The sequence below is a fragment of the Wolbachia endosymbiont of Culex quinquefasciatus Pel genome, from assembly GCF_000073005.1.
Classification (GTDB): domain Bacteria; phylum Pseudomonadota; class Alphaproteobacteria; order Rickettsiales; family Anaplasmataceae; genus Wolbachia.
This window is the reverse complement of record NC_010981.1, coordinates 824,537-844,517: the sequence shown is the minus strand read 5'-3', so window position 1 is coordinate 844,517 and position 19,981 is coordinate 824,537. Positions and strand designations below refer to the sequence as shown.

Sequence of the window (19,981 nt, the reverse complement as noted above, 5' to 3'; positions counted from 1 at the left end):
CTCCATTATTAGCCTACTACTCTAATAATTTAAGTATTGCACTGCGATCTTTCAAGGTCACACATGCTAAAATTTATGTGGGCCAACTTATGGTTCCAATGCTAAACTGGAATAAGTACAACCATTGTGTCATGCAAATTAAGAAGAAAGTGCTAGAATATAATATCTCTTATTTGCTTCAAAGATTTGTTAGTCTTTGATTCTTTTTTTTTAAAAGTAGTCTCAAGAGAGATTTTAAGCTTTTTCCATTCTTCTTGACCATTTGGCATTAAATCACTCTCAATCTTCTCCAGTACTTTCTGAGGTGATGAATATAATTCCTCGTACAAATCAGTGTTTACTGACTGTAGTATTACTAAAAATGTAAATAAATTCGGATCAAGTAATTCTTCTTTTGCATGGTTCAAAAAACATAGCTTTATTCTTCTTATACAGTATTGTATTGCCTGCAGTGATAATGAGAAGCTTTCTGCATAAAATATAAAGCTATCTATAATTAAGCTCTTTGATTTTTTCGGTAATTCAGAACTTTCAAACAGTTTTCTTATAAACTGCTCTGTTGGCTGTTTTGGCAAATGCAAAGAGAGATCAGTAAAAGATTTTAGGCTAAAATTTGGTCCAAGTATTGTGCTAATTGCTCTTTGCACATTACTCTTATCTTGGCTAACAGAGATAATGAAAACCAGTCCCTCAACATCAAGCATGTACTTTATGGATTCTAAAAAATCGACAATGAATTTAGGGCGACATATATCAAGATCATCCACCATTATATAAATGTTTTTGTCTTTCCTGATTTTATTAACCACATCTGCTAGTTGTATTTTAAAATCTCTAATGTTCTCTTTTCTCCTTTGGAGAAGATTTAACTCACCCAAGACAAAACCAATGTCTTTCTTATCAGCCTCTTTTGCAGCATCGAGAAATACTGAAAGCATAGCAAGTGGAGATTTACTGATCAGCTTTCCTAATGTATTGAGAGAAAATAGTTCTTGGTTTATGTTTTTGAACTGCTGTATAACACTCCTTTTTACTTTGTATGATGCGAATAGATCCTCAAACAGGAAATGCAAAAAAGAAGGCAATGGTTGATCTAGCGCACTAATATCCCATGCGCTGTAATAAGCTGCAATTTCATTTTGCTGCTCTAGATCCTTTACCCATTCTTTCAAAAAAAACGTCTTACCCCATTTATCATATCCTTCTAAGGATACAATAGAAAAAGACTTACCAATTGTCTTGATTATAGAACTAAATTTACTTGCAACTTGTTTATAGCCTAAGCAATCATTCTCCCAAGTTATTACCTTAGGTAATTGCTCGTCTTCTTTTTTTCTGAATCTTACTAATGATATAAGTTTTTTAAAGCACATAAGATCCTTATGCTATATTTTACTATAGTATCTTATAAGTTAAGGGTCCAGACAATCATTTGCTTAGTAATCCATGTTTTTCTAACACATTAATAGAAATGTTTTTCAAGCTACTTACAGGATCAAGCACACCACATGGATCATATGTGATAGTTTTTATTCCTGTTTTTTCTTCTATGCATCTTTCCATGTATTGCACGTAATTTTGTGTAAGATCGTCTATTACTTCCTGTGTTTCCTTTAAACTTTTACAATCTTTGAATTCAGTTACTAGTTGCTCAATTCCACTTTCATAGAGTCCAGAATAGTTTTGAATTATAAAACTCCTGTTTTTAATAGCTTTTTGTATTAAAGGAAACATCCCGTTTATATAAGCTAAGCTTCCTGCATCCAAACTGATATCTATTGTTAACTTTCCTTTTTCCTTCCATAAGTCTATTTTTTCCTCCATGATTTTCCTACTATCACAAGTTTTTATTAATTCTATTAGTGCAGAATTACCATACTTATCAGATACCCAGTCACTATGCACAAAGTTTTTATACACCAGCATTAATGGAAATATAAAGCTTAGGTTATCAATATATCGAACATATTCGTCTTGATTTAATTTTCTTATTATTTTGCTGAAATTAGGTTTAATAATAATATCCTTATATCGAGCATATTCGTATTCGTCTAGATTGAATTTTCTTGTTATTTCGCTGAAATTGAAATAAGGCTTAATAATAATATCCTCATATCGAGCATATTCGTCTTGATTTAATTCTCTTATTATTTTGCTGAAATCAGGATCCTTATATCGAGCATATTCGTCTTGATTTAATTCTCTTATTATTTTGCTGAAATCAGGTTTAATAATAATATCCTTTAATAAATCTGTATTGTGAAAATTAATATCGCTTTTTGTTAAGAGTAGATCATTTGATTTAAAATCAAACTCTTTTAATTTTTTCACTTCTAAATTAGGCACTTGTAGTCCTAAGTCAATCTTTATATCCTTTAATATGTATCCAATTCGTTTACTATCTGCGTATTCTTTGTTAAATAGCGCAATGAAATCAAGAGCGATTGATCTTGATTTTTTGATTAACCAACTATAAGTATCACGTACTCCATCTAGTACAAAAGTTAACATAACCCCTCATTTTTAAATACCATATTTAAATGTATAATATTTTCAATTAGCAAGCAAGTTTCTAGGCTGAAGTATGTTACAGTATTTTTAAAGTATGTTGCTCAGAAGAAATGGAATATTATTTAATATCCTGTCTTGAAGTAAGCGCTATCTTCAGAGTCCCTTCATCTAGGTAGTCAATTTCTCCACCTATCGGTATACCACAAGCAAGGCGCGATATTTTTACATTCGAATTCTTTAGCAATTCAATTATATATTGCGCAGTAACTTGGCCTTCTAATGTCGGATTGATTGCAATAATGACCTCTTCAATTTTAAATTCTGTAACTCTTTTGGGAATGTTATCAAGATTCAGTTCTTTTGGACCTATGCCATTTATTGCTGATAGCCTTCCACCCAAAACATGATACATACCTGAATATATATTCCCTTTTTCAAATGCCCATAGATCACCCAATTCTTCTACTACACACATTAACTTGGTGTCACGCTTTGGGTTAGTACAAATAGAACACGGCGATTTAGTATCTAGGTTTCCACAAATTTTGCACTCTATTATAAGATCCGCTAGCTCTCTAATCAAAGATGCAAGCGGTAGCATGACTCTCTCTTTGTTCTGGAGCAAATGTATAACTAATCTTCGTGATGATGATGGACCTAAACTTGGCAATTTAGAAAAAGCATGAACTAAATTCTTTATATTAATGTTCATTTAACAAATTCAGGATATAGTTTATAAAATGATAACATCAAACCTTTCGTAAAGAAAGCTTAGTTTGATTGGCTATGAAAAAGATTTCCCACTTTTTTTAGAACTGTCTTGAAAAAATTAATGTAATCACAATCTACTGTAACCTAACTCTGATTCAGGTATAACTGAAATTATCTCACACATTTGCGTAGTTACTACGGTACTTCTTTTTTGAAAATGACGTAATTTATTTTTCAACATATTTCTTTCTTCTACATAACTGTCTGACTCTTTATTCAAACTAGAATTTTTTTCTTCATACTTGGAAAGTATTGTATCGATCAAATAATTAAAAAATAATATTAGACCTGTAGTGTTGGCAAGCAATGCAAGAGAATAATATAACATATCTTCACTCACTTCTTCATTTATTATGTCATGGGAATTTCTATACATTCTAAAACAAGAGCCGAAGGCTGCTAAGCATACACAAGTAAGTTTTGTTTTGTTTAGGACGCACTTAATTCGTGCTAGTTTTTTATTATTATCTTCTAATTTTATACGCAACTCACTAATTTTACTACTATAGTGCTGAATAAACAATTCTATGGCCTCTTTGTTATTAGCATAATTATATGCTTTGTAAGATTCCTTATCTATGAGTTCAGTATCTATATCCTTTGATTTGAGAAGCTCTTTGATTGCTTCATTTTTGTTAAGAAGCATAGCTTCGTGTAGAGGTGTGTACTCATTTTCAACATCTTTTCTTCTGTTAATATTTTCACGAGTTAAGTAGTTAAAAAGAGCTGAAATGCATTCTGAATTATTGCTTTCAATAGCCAGAGTAATTGCATCTTTTCCATCCTTGTTATTAGTATTAATAACTTTGAAAAGCGGCTTTTCATTCTCTTGCTTATGTTCAAAATATTTGCGTTTGTAAAACTCACTTGAACAGTATGGTTCCTTAAGAATACACAAAAGTTTTTCTACAAAACAAGTACGATTTCTTTTTATAGCTACATGTAAAGGTGTGTCATGATTCTCCTCGTCTTGCAACAATAAGACATCATACAAATAACCCTCTTTATATAAAAAATTAATCTCTTGATCAAAAGAGATATCTTCTTCTCCTTTACAGATATTTAGTAGCCGTAACCCTATACTTTCTGTAGTACTGTAATCAATTGCAGAGCTACGTTGCACTTTAGATTGATAAAGGGTTACGTCCATACTATTCCTACCTTTAAACAACCCAGCTATACCTCTAAATATTACAGCTATACCTGATTCACTCCGAGCAGCACAAGGTGTTTCATCTGGAATGTTAATCTCAACATTTTCACTAGAAAAAAGTTCTAAAACATGCGAGTTGCTTTTTCTACTGGAAAAAGGCACATCGTTCCTTTTATCTTTAATCTCAGCACTCTTTGCATTCAAAGAATTTAGAGAGTTAGCTAAACAATCAAGATCTGTAGCATTTTTAGACTCAAGGTCTTCTGCTTGAAAATTTGCTGCAGTGTTTATTTCACCTTTCATATTTCTTTTTTTACAGAAGTTGCATTTCAGGTAGGGTATCTCATCTTTAAAATTTTTCAACTCTATTTAAATTTTTTTAAAATAGTTTTTGATAAAAATACTTATGAAACTAACTTCTGTGTTAATTTTTTAGAAGATTTTATAGCTAAAAAATTACTTCCGCATATTTTAAATCTGATTACAATTACAGTTAGAGATATTTATTGAGCTCAAAAATCTATCTCCGTCTGCAGACTTTTTTATTAAACTCATTAAAAAATGTAGCGTATCCTCTTCAGAGCATATCTGTCGTATGTTCACTGCATTTTTTCTAATCTTTTTTATACAGGGGGATCTTATGTTCAGAATTCCAGATACTTGACCTTTAATTTAGCTAATAAAAACCAACTGGTACCTGCGGTTTTTATAGCTACGTTTTCTCAAATAAGTTTTAAATGAATAGATTTCTTGCATAATAAGATGTCATCCCAGTGCTTGACACTGGGATCCAATAAGAAAAATGCGCTGGAACTTTCGAATTCCAGTTATGCAAGAAATCTAATGTTAAAAAACTCACAGTTATCCTAGTACTGCTTTATTATCTACAGTCTTTTCATACTTGACAGAAGAGAGTTGAGGATTAACAGCTTCTTCTATTGATTTAGCCTGTTTATAGTCTTGACTTAGGAAATATATAGCCACTCCAACTGCTATTCCAGCAACAAGAGCAGATACTGCGAGTGTGCATAATATAATAGTCATTGAAGGGACTAAAGCACTACCAACACCGAGTCCAATGCCAAGAAAAACGCCAGGTATAATGCCAATCAAACTATTACATCTAGCACTTTCTTTTTTCGATTTAGCTTGGTCTTTCATAGATTTAATGAGTGCTTCTCTTGTTTTTTCTTCTTGATCTAAATCTAATGGGATTTTCTCTTCTTTATTCTTTATCAAAGGGCTTGCACCATATTTTAAAAGGGCTTCTATTGCCTCAGTGTTATTACTTATAACAGCTTGGTGTAATAATGTATTTTTACTACTTTGATCTTGAAAATTTATCAATTTGTAGAAATACTGAGGAGTAATAAACCTATTCACAGTTTCATCTAAAATCTTCATCACGTCTTGAAATGATAATTTCTCTTTTTTCTCAGATATTGCACTATTGTATTCAATGCAGTGGTGCAAAATAAGATACACCATCTTTTTTCTTATATCTACAGCATCCTTTATAGATAAAGCTGATTTAAATAACTCTTTGTCAATAGGTATTTTGATATTTTTATTAAGGAATTCCTTCAATTCTGTAATTTTTTCGTTATGCCTTATCCCTTTCCTACAGACGATTTCAAGTAAAGTATTCATACCATCTCCTTATTCTAGTTATATCAATAATATAATAAACTCTAATAAAAGTCAAATTTTTAATTAAAAAATTAATAGAACTTATTAGCAATTCCTACAAATGTCAAATAAATTCCGACCGCATCAAAAGAAACTCACAGGGTCAACATCTATTGTTACTTCAATATTTGAACTCAAGTTACAGCAATGTTTCAGCTTTTTCTTTATAGACAGACTGTATTTATTGTGTATTTTGAGTAACACTCTATACCGATATTTATTATTTAAGAAATTTATTGCTGCTGGTGATGGGCCAAAAATTTCAAATTCTTTCAATGTCAAGTGCTGAGAGGTAGTTGAAAATTGATTATGCAAAAAGTTTGTTATCTCATTTGCTGCTTTCTGCGTTGCAAATTGATCCTTACCACAAACTATAAGCGCTATTAGCCTACTAAATGGGGGCATTTTAGCTTTGCGTCTTGACTCAAGTTCAATTTCATAAAACAAATCCCTTTTTTGCTGCTGCAATGCTTTTATTATCAAACTTTCAGGATTATTAGTTTGCACTATTACCGTTCCTTTTTCGTTGAACCTCCCAGATCTACCCGCAACTTGATGCAATAATTGATACGTCTTTTCTGCTGCCCTGAGGTCAGAATTTTCAAGTCCTAAATCTGCATTTATCACTCCAACCAAAGTTAATTTAGGGAAATTATGCCCTTTAGCAATTACTTGTGTACCAATTATAATATTCACTTCTTCCTTGAGCACTGAGTCAATGACGCTACCAAGCGATTTCTGATCGCTGCTGATAATTGCAGTTTTTGCATTTGGTAATAGTTTTACTATCTCTTCAAGTAACCTCTCAATTCCTATACCACAAAGGGATAATGACTGCTCACTTTGACAATTCGAGCATTTTTCTGGAAGTTTTGATTGGTAAGAACAATGGTGACACAAAAGGACGTTCTTTTTCTTGTGGTACGTAAGCCATACAGTGCAATTTGAGCAGGAAATTTTATATCCACATTTTTTACAAACTGCAAGTTGCGCATACCCCCTGCGGTTTAGAAAGAGCATAACTTGCTGTTTTTTCTCTATGGTTTGTTTTATCCCTTCGAAAAGCTCATTTGAAATCCATTGTTTATTATTCACTACTTTTATGTGCGGCAACTCTGCACCACCGAATCGTTCGGTTAGCTTTACATGGTTGTAATTCCCTTTTTTAACATGATAAATTGTTTCAAGCAGCGGAGTAGCGGATGATAAAATAATCGGAATATTTTCGAGTTTGGCTAAGATAATTGCCATATCTCGAGCATTATATATAATTCCTTGTTCCTGTTTAAAGGATGAGTCATGCTCTTCATCAACGATGATCAATTTTAGGTTCTTATAAGGCAAAAAAAGTGATGACCTTGCCCCAATAATTATCTGCGCACTTCCATTTGCTATATTAAGCCAATTATTTCGGCGAGCTTTGGGAGTAAGTCCTGAATGCCACTCAGCTATATTTCCAGATATCTGACTGTGAACACGATTTACTAATTGTGAAGTTAGGACAATTTCTGGCAGAAGGATCAGGACTTGTGCATCGTTTACGATTTCAATTAACCTTGCAATCACAGAGAGATAAACTTCCGTTTTTCCAGACCCGGTTTCACCGTCAAGCAAAGTCACTGAATACTCATTCAAATTACTTATTATCTTATCGCGAGCTGCTTGCTGCTCAGGGCTTAATTGGTAATCTATTTCACTTATTTCCTGCTTTTGCTTAGTGAAAACTAACTTATCTATCTGATTTACCTTTAATACTCCTCCCATTATTACTTTGGCAAGCATACCGATAGGTATTACATTATACTGCGCAACCCACTCTGCAAATTCGATCAGTTTTGGTCTGATACTCGGTAACTCGATCTTTTGTTCAATGCATTTTAATTCTCGATCACTCTTGCCGCTATATTTCCAAACTATTCCAATCAAACGCTTTCTGCCAAATGGTACCACTACGTAATCTCCAATTGAAACTTCAGTATCTTCCTCAACTGCATATGAAAATAGCTGATCAATTGGAAGTGGTAGTAATACGTCAACTGCTTTCTTCATAGTACCTTAAGTTTAGCACCGTTTTGAAAATATTCGTTTTGATTTTTGTGGGCTGATTGGTTAAACTGGTATTAAGTTAGCTTTTTGAGGGTGAAGGTATGTTGACAGATCAAGCAGTAGATAAGCTCAGGGAGTTTGTTTCCGTCCATAATGAATATAATAAAGGTAGAAGCCACACTTTCACTGAAGAACAAGTATTGCAAAGCAATAAAAAATTTTTCGAAACAAATACACATGTTAGCCTCAAAAGAAATGAAAAAGCTAATTACAACACTTTCTGTGCTCACGGTACTAATGCCTTTGTATTATTTTTAGCATTTGCTTTTGCAACCGCACAATTATTACCAGGCAACACAAGGAAGCTAACAGGAGTACCTAGGATTACAGGCGAATCACAAGGTAAATCACGAGTAAATAGTAACTTTGTATCGGCTGTAACATTATTAGATAATGATTCCGCTTTGTTCTCATCATATAAATTTGACTCATCGTATCCGGCATTTTACGCAAATAAATCAGTGTTATTACCCCCTGAAGTATCGTACGATGAATTGTGTGATGCAGGAAAGAGAGAATATAAAAGAGTAGTAGATACAATGTATAGCAAACTTCAGAGGCAGTTTTCAAAGAAATATACAAAAAGAAATAAAAATCAAGAATTGCAAGATAAAATAGGAAAGATTTTCCAAGATGAGTCTATGCGCGAAGTGTGTATAAAGTTATTCAATACTTCTGTTATAATTCTAGGAGATGGTATAGGAAAATGCGAAGGTAAAAAACTAGACCAAGCAGAAATGGGTTTTGAACGAAAAGAAGTCTTGTACGAAAAAATAAATATTAGATGTATCATAGTTGACAAAGATGTTCTTATACCCCTGAAAAATTTAATTAATATGGTCAATCCAGAAATAGGAGAAAGTGTTGCGTGGTTTAATAATCAAGAAATACAAGATTTTGAAGAGGAGAGAAAAAATAATGCGAAAAATTCTGGCGCAAAAGTACCAGAAGATAGCTTTTTGAATACGTTTATAGAAAGATTTGGTGGTAAACTGCCTTTTGAGATTTCTAAGAAATTTGGTAGCACCACTATTGAAAAAGATTTATTATATTCATATTCATCAACTGGTAAGCGTGACAATAACAGACTTACTATACTTAAAAAAGAGGATCAATTAAAAGTATACAAAGAATCAGTAGAATATTCTACTCAAGAAGAAAATACAACAGGCAGTAGTAAAGAAAGTAACTCATGCCTTGAGCAAATCAATACTGAAGTTATAAATAATATTTCAGAACAACCGACTGCAAGTGATACCACTACACAACCGGTTGTTTCAATCCCTCCACAACAGAAACAACCAGTAGATGGCGGTCCACAAACGGCCACAAGCAGTGCAGCTCCATTGCAACAAACACCTTTCAGTAATGGAAATAACAATAATCCGTACACAAAACAAAATACTCAGACACTATTTGTAGTAGACAATAAAATACATGATTCCTTACAAAAACAATCTTCAGGAATTTCTTCGAGAGAATGGACAATGGGCTTAGCATTATTGTTTGGTACTGTAGGAGCTACATTAGTTGCAATAGGAATTATACCTGAAATTACTGCTATTGGAATAATTGCAACTGCTGTGTTATTAGGAATTGCGAGTGCAGCATTAGGTGGCGTAGTAGGGTATCTTATAGACATAACAGTAAACAACTTTCATAGCGAAGCTACTATGAAAGTAGCATAACTCATCTCATTCAAATAAAACATACTTTTTCTAGGTTTCAGCGTTATACGCTGAAATCGCAGGTTGTAATCTAAGCAGAATTAACACATTTTTCATAGTACACAATTTATAATCATAAATATTAGAAATGTGAGGAAATTCTGTATGTTTAGCGATAAAATAGTCCTAGACTTTGAAATAGAAAAAGGTGACCGAATAGATCGGTGTTACTTCTCTACACGCATCAAACTTACAGATAAGAGCAAGAGTTTTCTATGTGAAAAGCTCGGTAAACCTAACAATTTAGATGATTACTTTAATCTTAATCCTGAGAATTTTTATATTTATTACAACAAATATAGTGGGCACTATGGTATAAATGAGCTGTATGTCAGAGATAATAATGGTAGATATTTAGCTACTAAACTTCCACTTGATCAGAGCGGATTTTCGATAGAGTTATCATTCGACGAGGTGAATTATGGCTTTTATCCTATGTATGCAATCTATAACCCCACTCAATATGACAAAAAGCAGGAAAAGAGCTTTGAAGATAATGGTGAATTGCAGCCGTTTGTGTCAATTGTATTGGATTACTTTCTAAATGGCTTAACCGTTCAAGATATGTTTTTGCAAATACAAAATGAGCTTGTTGAAAAAGAAACAAAATTAGAAGAAGACAGAAGAAAAGCAGAGGAAGAATTAAATAAAAAGAATGAAAAGTTAAGGGAACTCATAGAAAATGATGAGATTAAAGTACTTAAAGTAATAAAAGGCCATAGTATTGGGAATGGACGTTCAGCGGCAATTTTGCAGCTTGATGGTGATCTTGATGCAAGTAAGTACTACATAGCAGAGTATGAAGGCAATGAATACTTACATTGCACGAGCTCTGGTTATGACATACTGCTTGACCAGAGCGATTTATTTTTTGTTCTCAATAGCAGCTCTTATCTTGAACTTGAAAGCGGTTTCTACTCAATACCTGCTGGCAACTATGCTAAATATCTCGATACTAAGAATCTGCTTTTTAGCGATGATCAACTATCTAAGCAGTTATGCAAAAACAAGGTAAAGGCTGAATCTACAGTTAACGCATTTTTCTCAAGACTTATTTATAGTGAAAATTTTTAAGAGGTGAATATGAAATTTAAAACAAATTCTGAATATGATAAATCACAAACTTTGATTAAAAAATTATTTCCAAATAAAGAAAGTATAGTAATAAACGATCAGCTTACAATAGAAGTAAAATATGGGGGATTAGCTAGTTATACCCCTGAGTATATAAAACAAACTGTAAAAGATGCTTACGGAGCCTGGTCTGATAATTTCTATTCACAAAAAAGCGTTCATTCTGGTCCAGTAAAATTGCAGCTTTATGTGCTGAAAAATTACGATGATTACAAAGCTCACATCAAGGAACTTTCAGGTGGTAAGGACCATAGAGAATTATGGGGTGGTGGAACGGTCAGAGCACACGAAGCTGACGGCACGATAGCAAAGACTTTTATTGTTGGAGATGTAAATGGTTTACTTTGCGCAAAATCTAAAATTTTAATGGAGAAAATGAGCGATGCATTTCTTGAGTACTCTACCGGTAATATGGATACAGTACCTGAAGTTTTACGTACCGGTATGAAGCTTTTCATGTGGAGCTATGATGCAGCTAAAAAAGAAAGCACTCGCGATATGCATTATACAAAAGAAGCATACAATAAAATGCATGAATCTGGGCATGATACACCATATAAAATAGCAAGTATGTCTAACGACTATAGAATATCAGATTGCTTAGTGACATTCCTACAAGAAAAACATCCTCAATTCATAAAGCAATTGCTTACTGAAATGTCCTTCGATAGAGTACAAGCGATATCAAAATTCAAACATCTTTTGAATAACTCAGAAGTTGAAAAAGAATTTAAGCAGTGGATGGATGTAAAAAGTGGCGATAAAATTGTGGCAGATCTTGTCCCAGATAGTGAAGTTATGACTTTTGGCGAACACAAGCTTCAAATAAATATAAAATATGATGATGAGGAATTAACTCAGAGCAAATTGAGTAGTGTAAAAAATGCCATCGAGAGTACTATAAAAGATTTTGATTCAGCATTTGGCATTAATAATTCTCAGCCTTGGCACAACATACCAAATAAAGTTAATGTTTTCGTATTTAATACAAAGAGTGACTACGAAAATTATCTTAAGGAGTTGAACGTTAACTATAAAGGCGCTTCTGGCTTAACAGTTCAAGGGCGTGGCTCAGAAGTTCATGTTTATTTTTATCTACAAGACCAATTTGATGACTCGTGTAAAACTTTAAAACACGAATTGGGGCACGCCTTAACTATCATTAATTCCTATTATGGTACAGGTGATGTCTTATCTAAGGCCATGCATGAAGGGGTTGCTAACTATATGGCAAGTTTAGAAGATGGTCGGCATGTCAATGACCACGGAGATAAAGAGGCCTTGATTGCAATAAGAAATAAAGATCTCAAACCAGATGAAATATTGCGCAATAATATTTGGAGTAATAAAGGGGAACATTATCATTCCGATGCTGAACAAGTGATCAAATTTCTTGAAGATAAACACCCAGATATGATTGATAATTTGCTCAAGAGCCTTTCTAAATCTGGTGCAAATAGGTCTCAAGGTAATAAATTATTTGAGGATTTTTTGGCTGAGCTGAAAGGTTATGATCAAGAATTTAAACAATGGGTTAAGGCTGAGCTGAGTGGTGAACAACATATGGAATATAATGTTGTTGAATCTAACAGTGTTGAAAGTTCAACAAGCCAACAAAGTGCAGGCAAGGGTCTATATGGTTATAGCCCAGTACATAATGTAAGTGGTGATAAAACCAAGATAGAAAGTGTCAGTAGAGAAGATTCTATGCAACCTGCTAAAAAAGTGAGTGAAGACGAACAAGGAAAAGCTGTTACAACAAAAGTTATGAAGTATAATAAACAGCCTTTCTTAAAGGTGAATATTGATGACAATAATGTAGAAAACACTATAGGAAAAGTAAACGAGATAAATAAGGTAACAGGTGCGACGAGTTTACATTTTGCTGCTTCATTGGGAGATTTAAGCAAAGTAGCAATGCTACTAAAACACAATTCATATACTGATACAAGAGACCATAATGGACAAACGCCACTACATTATGCCATTCAGTCAGGAAATACGGAAGTAGCAAAATATCTTATTGATCATGGAGCAAATCTTAATGTTCATGACAATTATTATCAGAAAACTAATACTAAATATGTGTATTATAAGACACCTTTACACTATGCCATTGAGTCTGGAAATATAGAGATAGCTAAATACTTAATAGATCGTGGTGCAAATCCTAATATTCAAGATGCTTATTCCAAAACGCCATTATACAGTGCTATTTATTCAGGTAATACAGAAATAGTGAAGTATCTATTAGATCATAACGCAGATCCTAATAGTAAAAGTTATTATACTTTTCCGTTACTTGCTGCTATTAAGCTAGGGAATGCGGAAATAGTTAAGAGTTTAATTGAGCATGGCGCAGATCTTGGTATCAAAAACACGTCAGCTCAAACACTGCTGCACTATGCAATTGAGCTAAAACATACGGAAATTGCTAAATACTTAATAGATCGTGGTATAGATGTTGATACCCGTGATATTAGCTCTGGTAAATCTCCACTACATTTTGCCATGTACATGAAAAATATGGAAGTAGTTAAATATCTCATAGAGCATAATGCGGATATTGATATTCAGGATAGCTACGGCTTAACACCTTTGCATCTTGCTGTTGATCTTGGGAATAAGAAGATGATAGAGCAGTTAGTTGAAAAAGGTGCGAATATTAATGCTCAGGATAATGATGGTTGGACACCTTTAGTTCATGCAGTGAGGCATGGAAAGTTAGATACAATAGAATATCTAATAAAAAACAAAGCTGACGTTGACGTTGTAGGCAAAGATGGCAGGACACTTGTTGAACATGCTGAGTTATGGGCAGAAGAGAAAGGACTAGCAAGAGATGTAATAGATAGCAAAGGCGGTAATGATTCTTATTATCGTGAGCTTTCAAAAGAAGCTGCAACTTGGGAAAAAGCTGGAAAGGATATGCTTAGCTATCTCAAAAAAATTACTATGCAAGAAGAAGAATCTAACGATATAGACCAAATGCCAGCAGATCAACCTGCGAGTGAAGAAAGGAGTAAAAGATCGATAAGAGGAGATGAAGAGAAGCAAGAGGAAACAATTGTTATAGATAATGTGAAACAACATCCTTTAAAAATCAAAGTGGGTGAGGCTGTTGAAATAGGGAAATATAAGGTAGAACTGCAAGTTACGTATGATGATGTAAGAAATTTTTATGACACTATACGTGGTAAATATCATGATGGTAGTGGATACAATTATGAGCAAGTAATGGTTTTGTACAATGAAATTGTTAGGCCAGCATCACAGCATCATGATGAACCATTTACTCTTGCTGAGTCCTATATTGCAGATGGGCATCTATTTATTAAAAATCAAGATTTGGAATTTTGAATGATTTTAATGAGATGTTCTATAAAAGTGATGAGTTTATGTAATGTAAAAGGTGGATGAGAATTAATTGATATAAGGAATTAGATCTTTCACTGTCATCCCAGTGTTTCTTTCCCCTGCCATTCCGGCGTTTCCTTCTCCTGTCATCCCAGTGCCCCGACACTGGGATCCAGTGTTCATATAATCTCATCACAAACGTTTATTTTAATTTTAGACCAATACCCAATTTAGAATCAAAATTCCTAGATTCCAGTGTCAAGCACTGGAATCTACTATGCAATTTACTTTTTTATATAACAAATAATATTAATTTATTAATTGACAGGTGGCGTGGGTTATACTATTATTAAGATATATAGTTAATATCTTAATAATCAATATGCCAAAATATGTTAATCGCATTGCTCAATCTATTGTATTAAAAGTCTATACTGATAAGGAACATCCTAGAGTTAAAGTGTTTTATAAAACTGAAGATAGAGAAGATGGACAAGTTGAAACAAGACTCTCAAAACAGGAAATTGCGGAGTTTTTAAATCAATTTGCCAATAAAGGAAAGCACCAAATTTCTATCAGTAAAAATGTAGAACAAGGTATAATTAAAGATATAGAAGGTATACGTAGAGAAAATGGTAGATATGTATACAAAGCACCGGATTTATCAGCTGAAGAACAATATAATAAATTATTTGAAAGTGAGAAAGCTATTCAATTTAATTTGAATACTTTTATGTCAGATAGTATATCTAAAATTGTACAATTAAAAGATAGATTTGAAGAAATTTTAGGTTTTTCTCTCGAAAGAGGGTTATGTCACTCATTAAATTACTTTGTTACTTTTCTAAAATTAGAGAATAGGCAAGATTTTGTTGGATTTCTCGAGTCTGATAATATTATATCTGAACAAGATTTTATGAATTATATTGATGGAAAAAAAGAACAAACGAAAAAGTTATTAATGATGCAGTTTTTATCGCAATTCTTACCTATTCTTGATATTCAGAGCATTGAAAAGCGAGAAGGAGATCCATTTTATTATGATGAGATAATATATAAGCAATTATGTAACGATCTATCTTCAACAAAAGTATGGGTCTATACTAACCAAGAACAAATCAAACGTTTCTTAAATGATGTGAAGATAGGATGCTACTTAGAATTTAGTTATTTTTGCTATACTTGTAATGAAGAAGATGTCATTGAGGATGAGGGGCATTCTATGTTGGTGTATAAAGCAGAGAATGATAAATACATATTTTTTGACCCTAATAAAGGAGCGGTTGGCTTTTGTCCTGATACAGGAGCTGCTAATTTTACATTAGAGGAAGTTTGTAGGGTAATGGAACTTGCTGTAAACCATTATTCATATGATATGTATGTTGAAAATTTTGCAGATTATTGCGAAGTTCATATTGGACTTAGAAATGCAACACTGATTTCAAAGAAAGCTGAAAAACTTTATGAAACAACAGAAAGAACAAATTCAAAAATAATTGATATATCAGTTGATAAAGGTATGAATAAATTGTTGCTCACACCTGCAAGTCTGTGAAAGGACATAACTCGATCTTTTTGGCTATTTACCAAGTATAGACATCAGCTCATTCCATTCTCTTTTACCAATGCCACTTTCTTCTCTCGCAACATTTTCTCCTTTTATTAGCTTGCGAATTATTTCAAGACCAGTTTTTGAAATACAGGCTGATTTTAAGGAGTATTCAATGAAAGCATTATAGGCCAGCGGGACCCATTTCTTTACTATGTCCAACATAACTTCTGCATAGACTCTAATTTCATATTGGGCGTGCTGATCAGCTCTAAGCCTTAAAAAGTGAAGAAGGTTGTGTAAATCTATTTTCCAATAAAACTGAGTATAGTAATTAAGTGTTAGATTAGTTCGGGCAATTTCCCTTGCAAGGCCCTGTTCAATAAATTTCTCATAATGAGAATATACTAAATTAGAATCATTTATTAGAGAATCTATTATTTCTTTTGAAGTACTTGAGTCAAAAGCTTCACCGCTGCCTTGTTTATTATTATCAGATTGTTTTGCAACCTGTTCTGGTATATAAAATTCATTATCAAGTATCGAATACCTTCCGGAATATTCATTCACATTTGCAGTTCTGTGTCTTATCCACTGTCTTGCAATAAAAATTGGAAGTTTCACGTGAAACTTAATTTCACACATTTCAAATGGAGTTGTATGATGATGCCTCATCAAATACTTTATAAGCGCTTCATCTTGATTTATCTGTTTCGTTCCTTTTCCATAAGAAACGCGAGCAGCTTGAACTATGGCGCTATCAGAGCCCATATAATCAATTACTCGAACAAATCCATGATCTAATACCTTATGTTCTTCGTATAGAATGTCATCTATTTCTTTTACTGTAGTTCGCTTAGTTGTCTCATTCATAATATATCCTCAAGATGAAACGAAAATATCAGCCCCGCATGAATTGAGTTTTTCGTGCATTGCCTCATATCCTCTCCATAAATGATGTGAGTTATTTATTGTAGTTTCTCCTTTAGCTACCAAAGAAGCGAGAATTAAAGCTGCTGTTGACCTTAAGTCATTAGCATGCAGATTAGCTCCAGATAAGCTCTTTATTCCACTTATAGTAGCTTTATTTTTTTCGATGCTGATATTAGCACCTAATTTTCTTAGCTCATTTGCATGTGCAAATCTACTTTCAAAAACGTTCTCTTCAATGATTGATATTCCACCTGCAATTGACATAGCAGACATTAGTTGTGGTTGCATATCACTGGGAAAGTTGGGATATGGATTTGTTGCAACGTGAGCAGATTTAATAGAGCCATTTTTTCTAGAAATAATAATACCATCATCATGTAACTCAACTCTGGCTCCTATAGTCTTCAATTCATTTGCAATACATTCTATATCAGACAAACTTACTCCTTCTAACTTTAGCTCGCCGTCGGTAATGATAGCAGCCAAAGCATAAGTACCGGCCTCTATGCGATCTGGTATTATTTTATGCTCACACCCATTTAATGCTTCAACACCTTCTATTGTGATTTTTGTATTATTAACTTCAATATTGGCACCCATAATCTTCAGAAACTCTATTAAATCAAGAACTTCCGGCTCCGTTGCGGCATTGTTTATTGTTGTTACTCCTTCTGCAAGTGTTGCTGACATGATTATGTTTTCTGTTGCGCCAACACTTACTTTTTCAAATGTTATTTCTTTGCCTTGCAATTTTCCCTTTGTTGTTGCAGTTATATTACAGCTATCAATTTCAATTTTAGCTCCCATTGCTTCAAGTGCCTTGATATGAATGTCAACAGGACGTTTTCCAATATTACATCCACCAGGAAATACTGTTGAAACTCTACCAAATCTGCTGAGCATTGGACCTAGCATTAAAAAAGATGCTCGCAGTCTGCTTGCAATTTCATGTGATATTAAATGGTTATTGATATTGCTACAGTCAATTTCCAAAGTATGATTTGCTTTATAGTCTTTATTGCATATAAAATTTACTTCTGCACCAAGACTCTTAAGCAGCTCAGACATCAAATGCACGTCAATTAAATCAGGTACGTTATGCAAAGTTATTGAAGAATTACTAAACAAGCTTGCCGCCATTATTGGCAAGACTGCATTCTTTGAACCATTAATCTTGATTTTTCCAATCAAGGGCTTATGGTTACTTCTTACTAATATTTTATGCATTTAATCAAGCGATAGAACTTATCAAGTAAGTATAATAGGTTAGCGGTAAAAGGCAAAATTTTGCTTTTTCTTCTTCAGTCATTCGAGTAGCTGACACTGGGATCCATTTCTTCATCATCATCAAAATGTTATATTTCAACATTACTTTTATGCTGACCAATTTAACTGGATTCCAGTTGGCTTTGTTGCATCGCTATCTACGGCGGATTAAAGATAAAAAAGATGAAGAATATCAGTAGCTTATTATTCTAGCATTTATAGTAAGGACGGTCAGTGAATATCTAAATTTGAGTAAAAGAAATTTTACTACCATTCACTAATCTAGCTAAAATTCAAGAATTTCAATGCTTTAGCTATTTTAAGTAGAATTAAATTTACTAATACAAACAATAAATTACTATTCTTAAATTTGATCAGATTGACTGCAAAAAAAAATAAGATTTTCAATAAGTTGCTTGTATAGTTAGCCTTTCATAGGTAGCGATGCAACAAAGCCATTCCAGTTTCAGCTACTCGAATGACATTTTCGTAGTCGATTCAAAATAGCATAATTAACTACACCTTTCCAAAGATGAGAGACGCGTTGGTACCACCAAAACCAAATGAATTAGAAAGCGCATATTGAATTTTATGCTCTTGAGCTTTAAGTGGTACAAAATTTAAATCACACCCTTCTGAAGGTTTGTGTAGGTTTAAAGTTGGTGGAACAATTCCATTGTTTAATGCAAGGATACTAAATATTGCTTCAACACTTCCTGCGGCACCAAGTAAATGTCCTATAGAAGATTTAGTCGAGGAAACAGGTATTTTATAGGCATAGTCACCGAATAACTGCTTCATTGCTATTACTTCAACTTTATCCCCAAGTTTTGTTGAAGTTCCATGTGCATTGATATACCCAATTTGACTTGGGCTTACTTGTGCACTCCTTAAAGCAAGTTCCATTGCCTTAAGTGCGCCTCTTCCTTCTGGATGTGGTGCTGTAATGTGGTGCGCATCTCCTGTGAGTCCATATCCAGTGAGTTCTGCATATATTTTTGCTTCCCTTTTTTTTGCATGTTCATATTCTTCCAGAACTAATATACCGGCCCCTTCGCCCATGACAAATCCATCGCGTTCTTCGTCCCATGGCCTTGAGGCCTCTTCAGGCTTATCATTGAATTTAGTTGATAGCGCCTTCATCGATGCAAAACCTGCAATTCCAACTCTGCATAACGCACTTTCTGCTCCGCCTGCAATCATAATGTCAGCTTCACCGAGTTTTATAGCTCTTGCTGAGTTTATAATCGCATGCGCACCTGTTGCACATGCAGTAACCGCTGAGTCATTTGGACCTATAAATTCGTATTTAATAGAAATATGACCAGATATCAAATTTATTAGACTTGCAGGAACAAAAAATGGGCTAACACGTCTAGGCCCCTTCTCCTGCATGGTAATTACATTTTCCTGAATTGATGGAAGACCACCTATACCAGAACCAATAGCTACACCTATTCGCTCTTTATTAATATTTTTATTTTCCAAAATTAGTGAATCTTCTACTGCCTGAACAGCTGCTGCAATTCCGTAGTGAATAAAACGATCTGTTCTTTTTAGGTCTTTTTCAGAAATATAATCTAGCGGATTAAAACAGCTTTCAGCGTTGTAGGATACCTGTCCTGCAACCCTGCAAGCAAGATCAGAAGAGTTGAACCTATCTGTACTGATTGCTTTTATGCCAGATTTACCTTCTTTCAGCTTTAACCAGGTGTTATTAACATCTGGTGCTAGTGGAGTAATTAAGCCAACACCGGTAACTACTACTCTTTTGCTCATTCAACA

At 33.6% G+C, this 19,981-nt stretch carries 13 protein-coding genes and 1 pseudogene; 4 read left to right on the top strand and 10 right to left on the bottom strand.

The window, feature by feature from the left end; genetic code table 11:
• Positions 1-152: 152 nt before the first annotated feature.
• From WP_RS03850 to priA, 6 genes are all read right to left on the bottom strand, one after another.
• A complete protein-coding gene (locus WP_RS03850) occupies positions 153-1,373 on the bottom strand; it encodes a KAP family P-loop NTPase fold protein (protein ID WP_007302186.1) in 1,221 nt (406 codons plus the stop codon).
• A 55-nt stretch (positions 1,374-1,428) separates the two neighbouring features.
• Positions 1,429-2,511 (bottom strand): hypothetical protein, encoded by a 1,083-nt coding sequence (locus tag WP_RS03845; RefSeq protein WP_007302185.1) that lies wholly within the window; start codon positions 2,509-2,511, stop codon positions 1,429-1,431.
• A 118-nt stretch (positions 2,512-2,629) separates the two neighbouring features.
• Positions 2,630-3,217 carry a recombination mediator RecR gene (gene recR / locus WP_RS03840; RefSeq protein WP_179943646.1) on the bottom strand — a complete coding sequence of 196 codons (588 nt, stop codon included), beginning with the start codon at positions 3,215-3,217 and terminating at the stop codon, positions 2,630-2,632.
• Positions 3,218-3,349: 132 nt separating this feature from the next.
• Positions 3,350-4,738: an ankyrin repeat domain-containing protein gene (locus WP_RS03835; protein ID WP_007302183.1), complete on the bottom strand. Its 1,389-nt coding sequence runs from the start codon at positions 4,736-4,738 to the stop codon at positions 3,350-3,352.
• A 558-nt stretch (positions 4,739-5,296) separates the two neighbouring features.
• Entirely contained in the window at positions 5,297-6,085 is a 789-nt protein-coding gene (locus tag WP_RS03830) for an ankyrin repeat domain-containing protein (protein ID WP_007302182.1), read from the bottom strand.
• A 123-nt stretch (positions 6,086-6,208) separates the two neighbouring features.
• The gene (gene priA / locus WP_RS03825; RefSeq protein WP_007302181.1) at positions 6,209-8,173 is read right to left on the bottom strand and encodes a replication restart helicase PriA; all 1,965 of its coding nucleotides are present in this window, start codon (positions 8,171-8,173) and stop codon (positions 6,209-6,211) included.
• A gap of 98 nt (positions 8,174-8,271) precedes the next feature.
• Here priA and WP_RS03820 point away from each other — a divergent pair, with 98 nt between their 5' ends.
• From WP_RS03820 to WP_RS03805, 4 genes and pseudogenes are all read left to right on the top strand, one after another.
• On the top strand, positions 8,272-9,918 hold the full coding sequence (locus tag WP_RS03820; protein WP_012481906.1) for a hypothetical protein: 1,647 nt from the start codon (positions 8,272-8,274) through the stop codon (positions 9,916-9,918).
• Between the two features lie 144 nt (positions 9,919-10,062).
• Positions 10,063-11,031, top strand: a complete 969-nt coding sequence (locus WP_RS03815) for a hypothetical protein (protein ID WP_007302179.1) — start codon at positions 10,063-10,065, stop codon at positions 11,029-11,031.
• 9 nt (positions 11,032-11,040) lie between these two features.
• Positions 11,041-14,495: pseudogene (locus tag WP_RS03810) on the top strand (ankyrin repeat domain-containing protein).
• Between the two features lie 335 nt (positions 14,496-14,830).
• Complete coding sequence (locus WP_RS03805; RefSeq protein ID WP_007302177.1) at positions 14,831-16,003, top strand: hypothetical protein; 1,173 nt, start codon at positions 14,831-14,833, stop codon at positions 16,001-16,003.
• A gap of 24 nt (positions 16,004-16,027) precedes the next feature.
• Here WP_RS03805 and thyX read toward each other — a convergent pair whose 3' ends face one another.
• From thyX to fabF, 4 genes are all read right to left on the bottom strand, one after another.
• Positions 16,028-16,870: an FAD-dependent thymidylate synthase gene (thyX, locus tag WP_RS03800; RefSeq protein ID WP_007302176.1), complete on the bottom strand. Its 843-nt coding sequence runs from the start codon at positions 16,868-16,870 to the stop codon at positions 16,028-16,030.
• A 9-nt stretch (positions 16,871-16,879) separates the two neighbouring features.
• On the bottom strand, positions 16,880-18,157 hold the full coding sequence (murA, locus tag WP_RS03795) for a UDP-N-acetylglucosamine 1-carboxyvinyltransferase (protein ID WP_012481905.1): 1,278 nt from the start codon (positions 18,155-18,157) through the stop codon (positions 16,880-16,882).
• A gap of 4 nt (positions 18,158-18,161) precedes the next feature.
• Positions 18,162-18,299, bottom strand: coding sequence for a hypothetical protein (locus tag WP_RS07485; protein ID WP_158307661.1), 138 nt, complete (start codon positions 18,297-18,299; stop codon positions 18,162-18,164).
• A gap of 413 nt (positions 18,300-18,712) precedes the next feature.
• Positions 18,713-19,975 carry a beta-ketoacyl-ACP synthase II gene (gene fabF, locus WP_RS03790; RefSeq protein WP_007302174.1) on the bottom strand — a complete coding sequence of 421 codons (1,263 nt, stop codon included), beginning with the start codon at positions 19,973-19,975 and terminating at the stop codon, positions 18,713-18,715.
• Positions 19,976-19,981 lie beyond the last annotated feature (6 nt).

Excerpts from the sequence above, each read along its gene's own strand:
- thyX (WP_007302176.1), bottom strand. The coding sequence starts at position 16,870 with ATGAATGAGACAACTAAGCGAACTACAGTAAAAGAAATAGATGACATT.
- WP_RS07485 (WP_158307661.1), bottom strand. The coding sequence starts at position 18,299 with ATGTTGAAATATAACATTTTGATGATGATGAAGAAATGGATCCCAGTG.
- WP_RS03805 (WP_007302177.1), top strand. The coding sequence starts at position 14,831 with ATGCCAAAATATGTTAATCGCATTGCTCAATCTATTGTATTAAAAGTC.
- WP_RS03835 (WP_007302183.1), bottom strand. The coding sequence starts at position 4,738 with ATGAAAGGTGAAATAAACACTGCAGCAAATTTTCAAGCAGAAGACCTT.
- WP_RS03820 (WP_012481906.1), top strand. The coding sequence starts at position 8,272 with ATGTTGACAGATCAAGCAGTAGATAAGCTCAGGGAGTTTGTTTCCGTC.
- fabF (WP_007302174.1), bottom strand. The coding sequence starts at position 19,975 with ATGAGCAAAAGAGTAGTAGTTACCGGTGTTGGCTTAATTACTCCACTA.
- WP_RS03815 (WP_007302179.1), top strand. The coding sequence starts at position 10,063 with ATGTTTAGCGATAAAATAGTCCTAGACTTTGAAATAGAAAAAGGTGAC.
- WP_RS03845 (WP_007302185.1), bottom strand. The coding sequence starts at position 2,511 with ATGTTAACTTTTGTACTAGATGGAGTACGTGATACTTATAGTTGGTTA.
- WP_RS03830 (WP_007302182.1), bottom strand. The coding sequence starts at position 6,085 with ATGAATACTTTACTTGAAATCGTCTGTAGGAAAGGGATAAGGCATAAC.
- priA (WP_007302181.1), bottom strand. The coding sequence starts at position 8,173 with ATGAAGAAAGCAGTTGACGTATTACTACCACTTCCAATTGATCAGCTA.
- WP_RS03850 (WP_007302186.1), bottom strand. The coding sequence starts at position 1,373 with ATGTGCTTTAAAAAACTTATATCATTAGTAAGATTCAGAAAAAAAGAA.
- murA (WP_012481905.1), bottom strand. The coding sequence starts at position 18,157 with ATGCATAAAATATTAGTAAGAAGTAACCATAAGCCCTTGATTGGAAAA.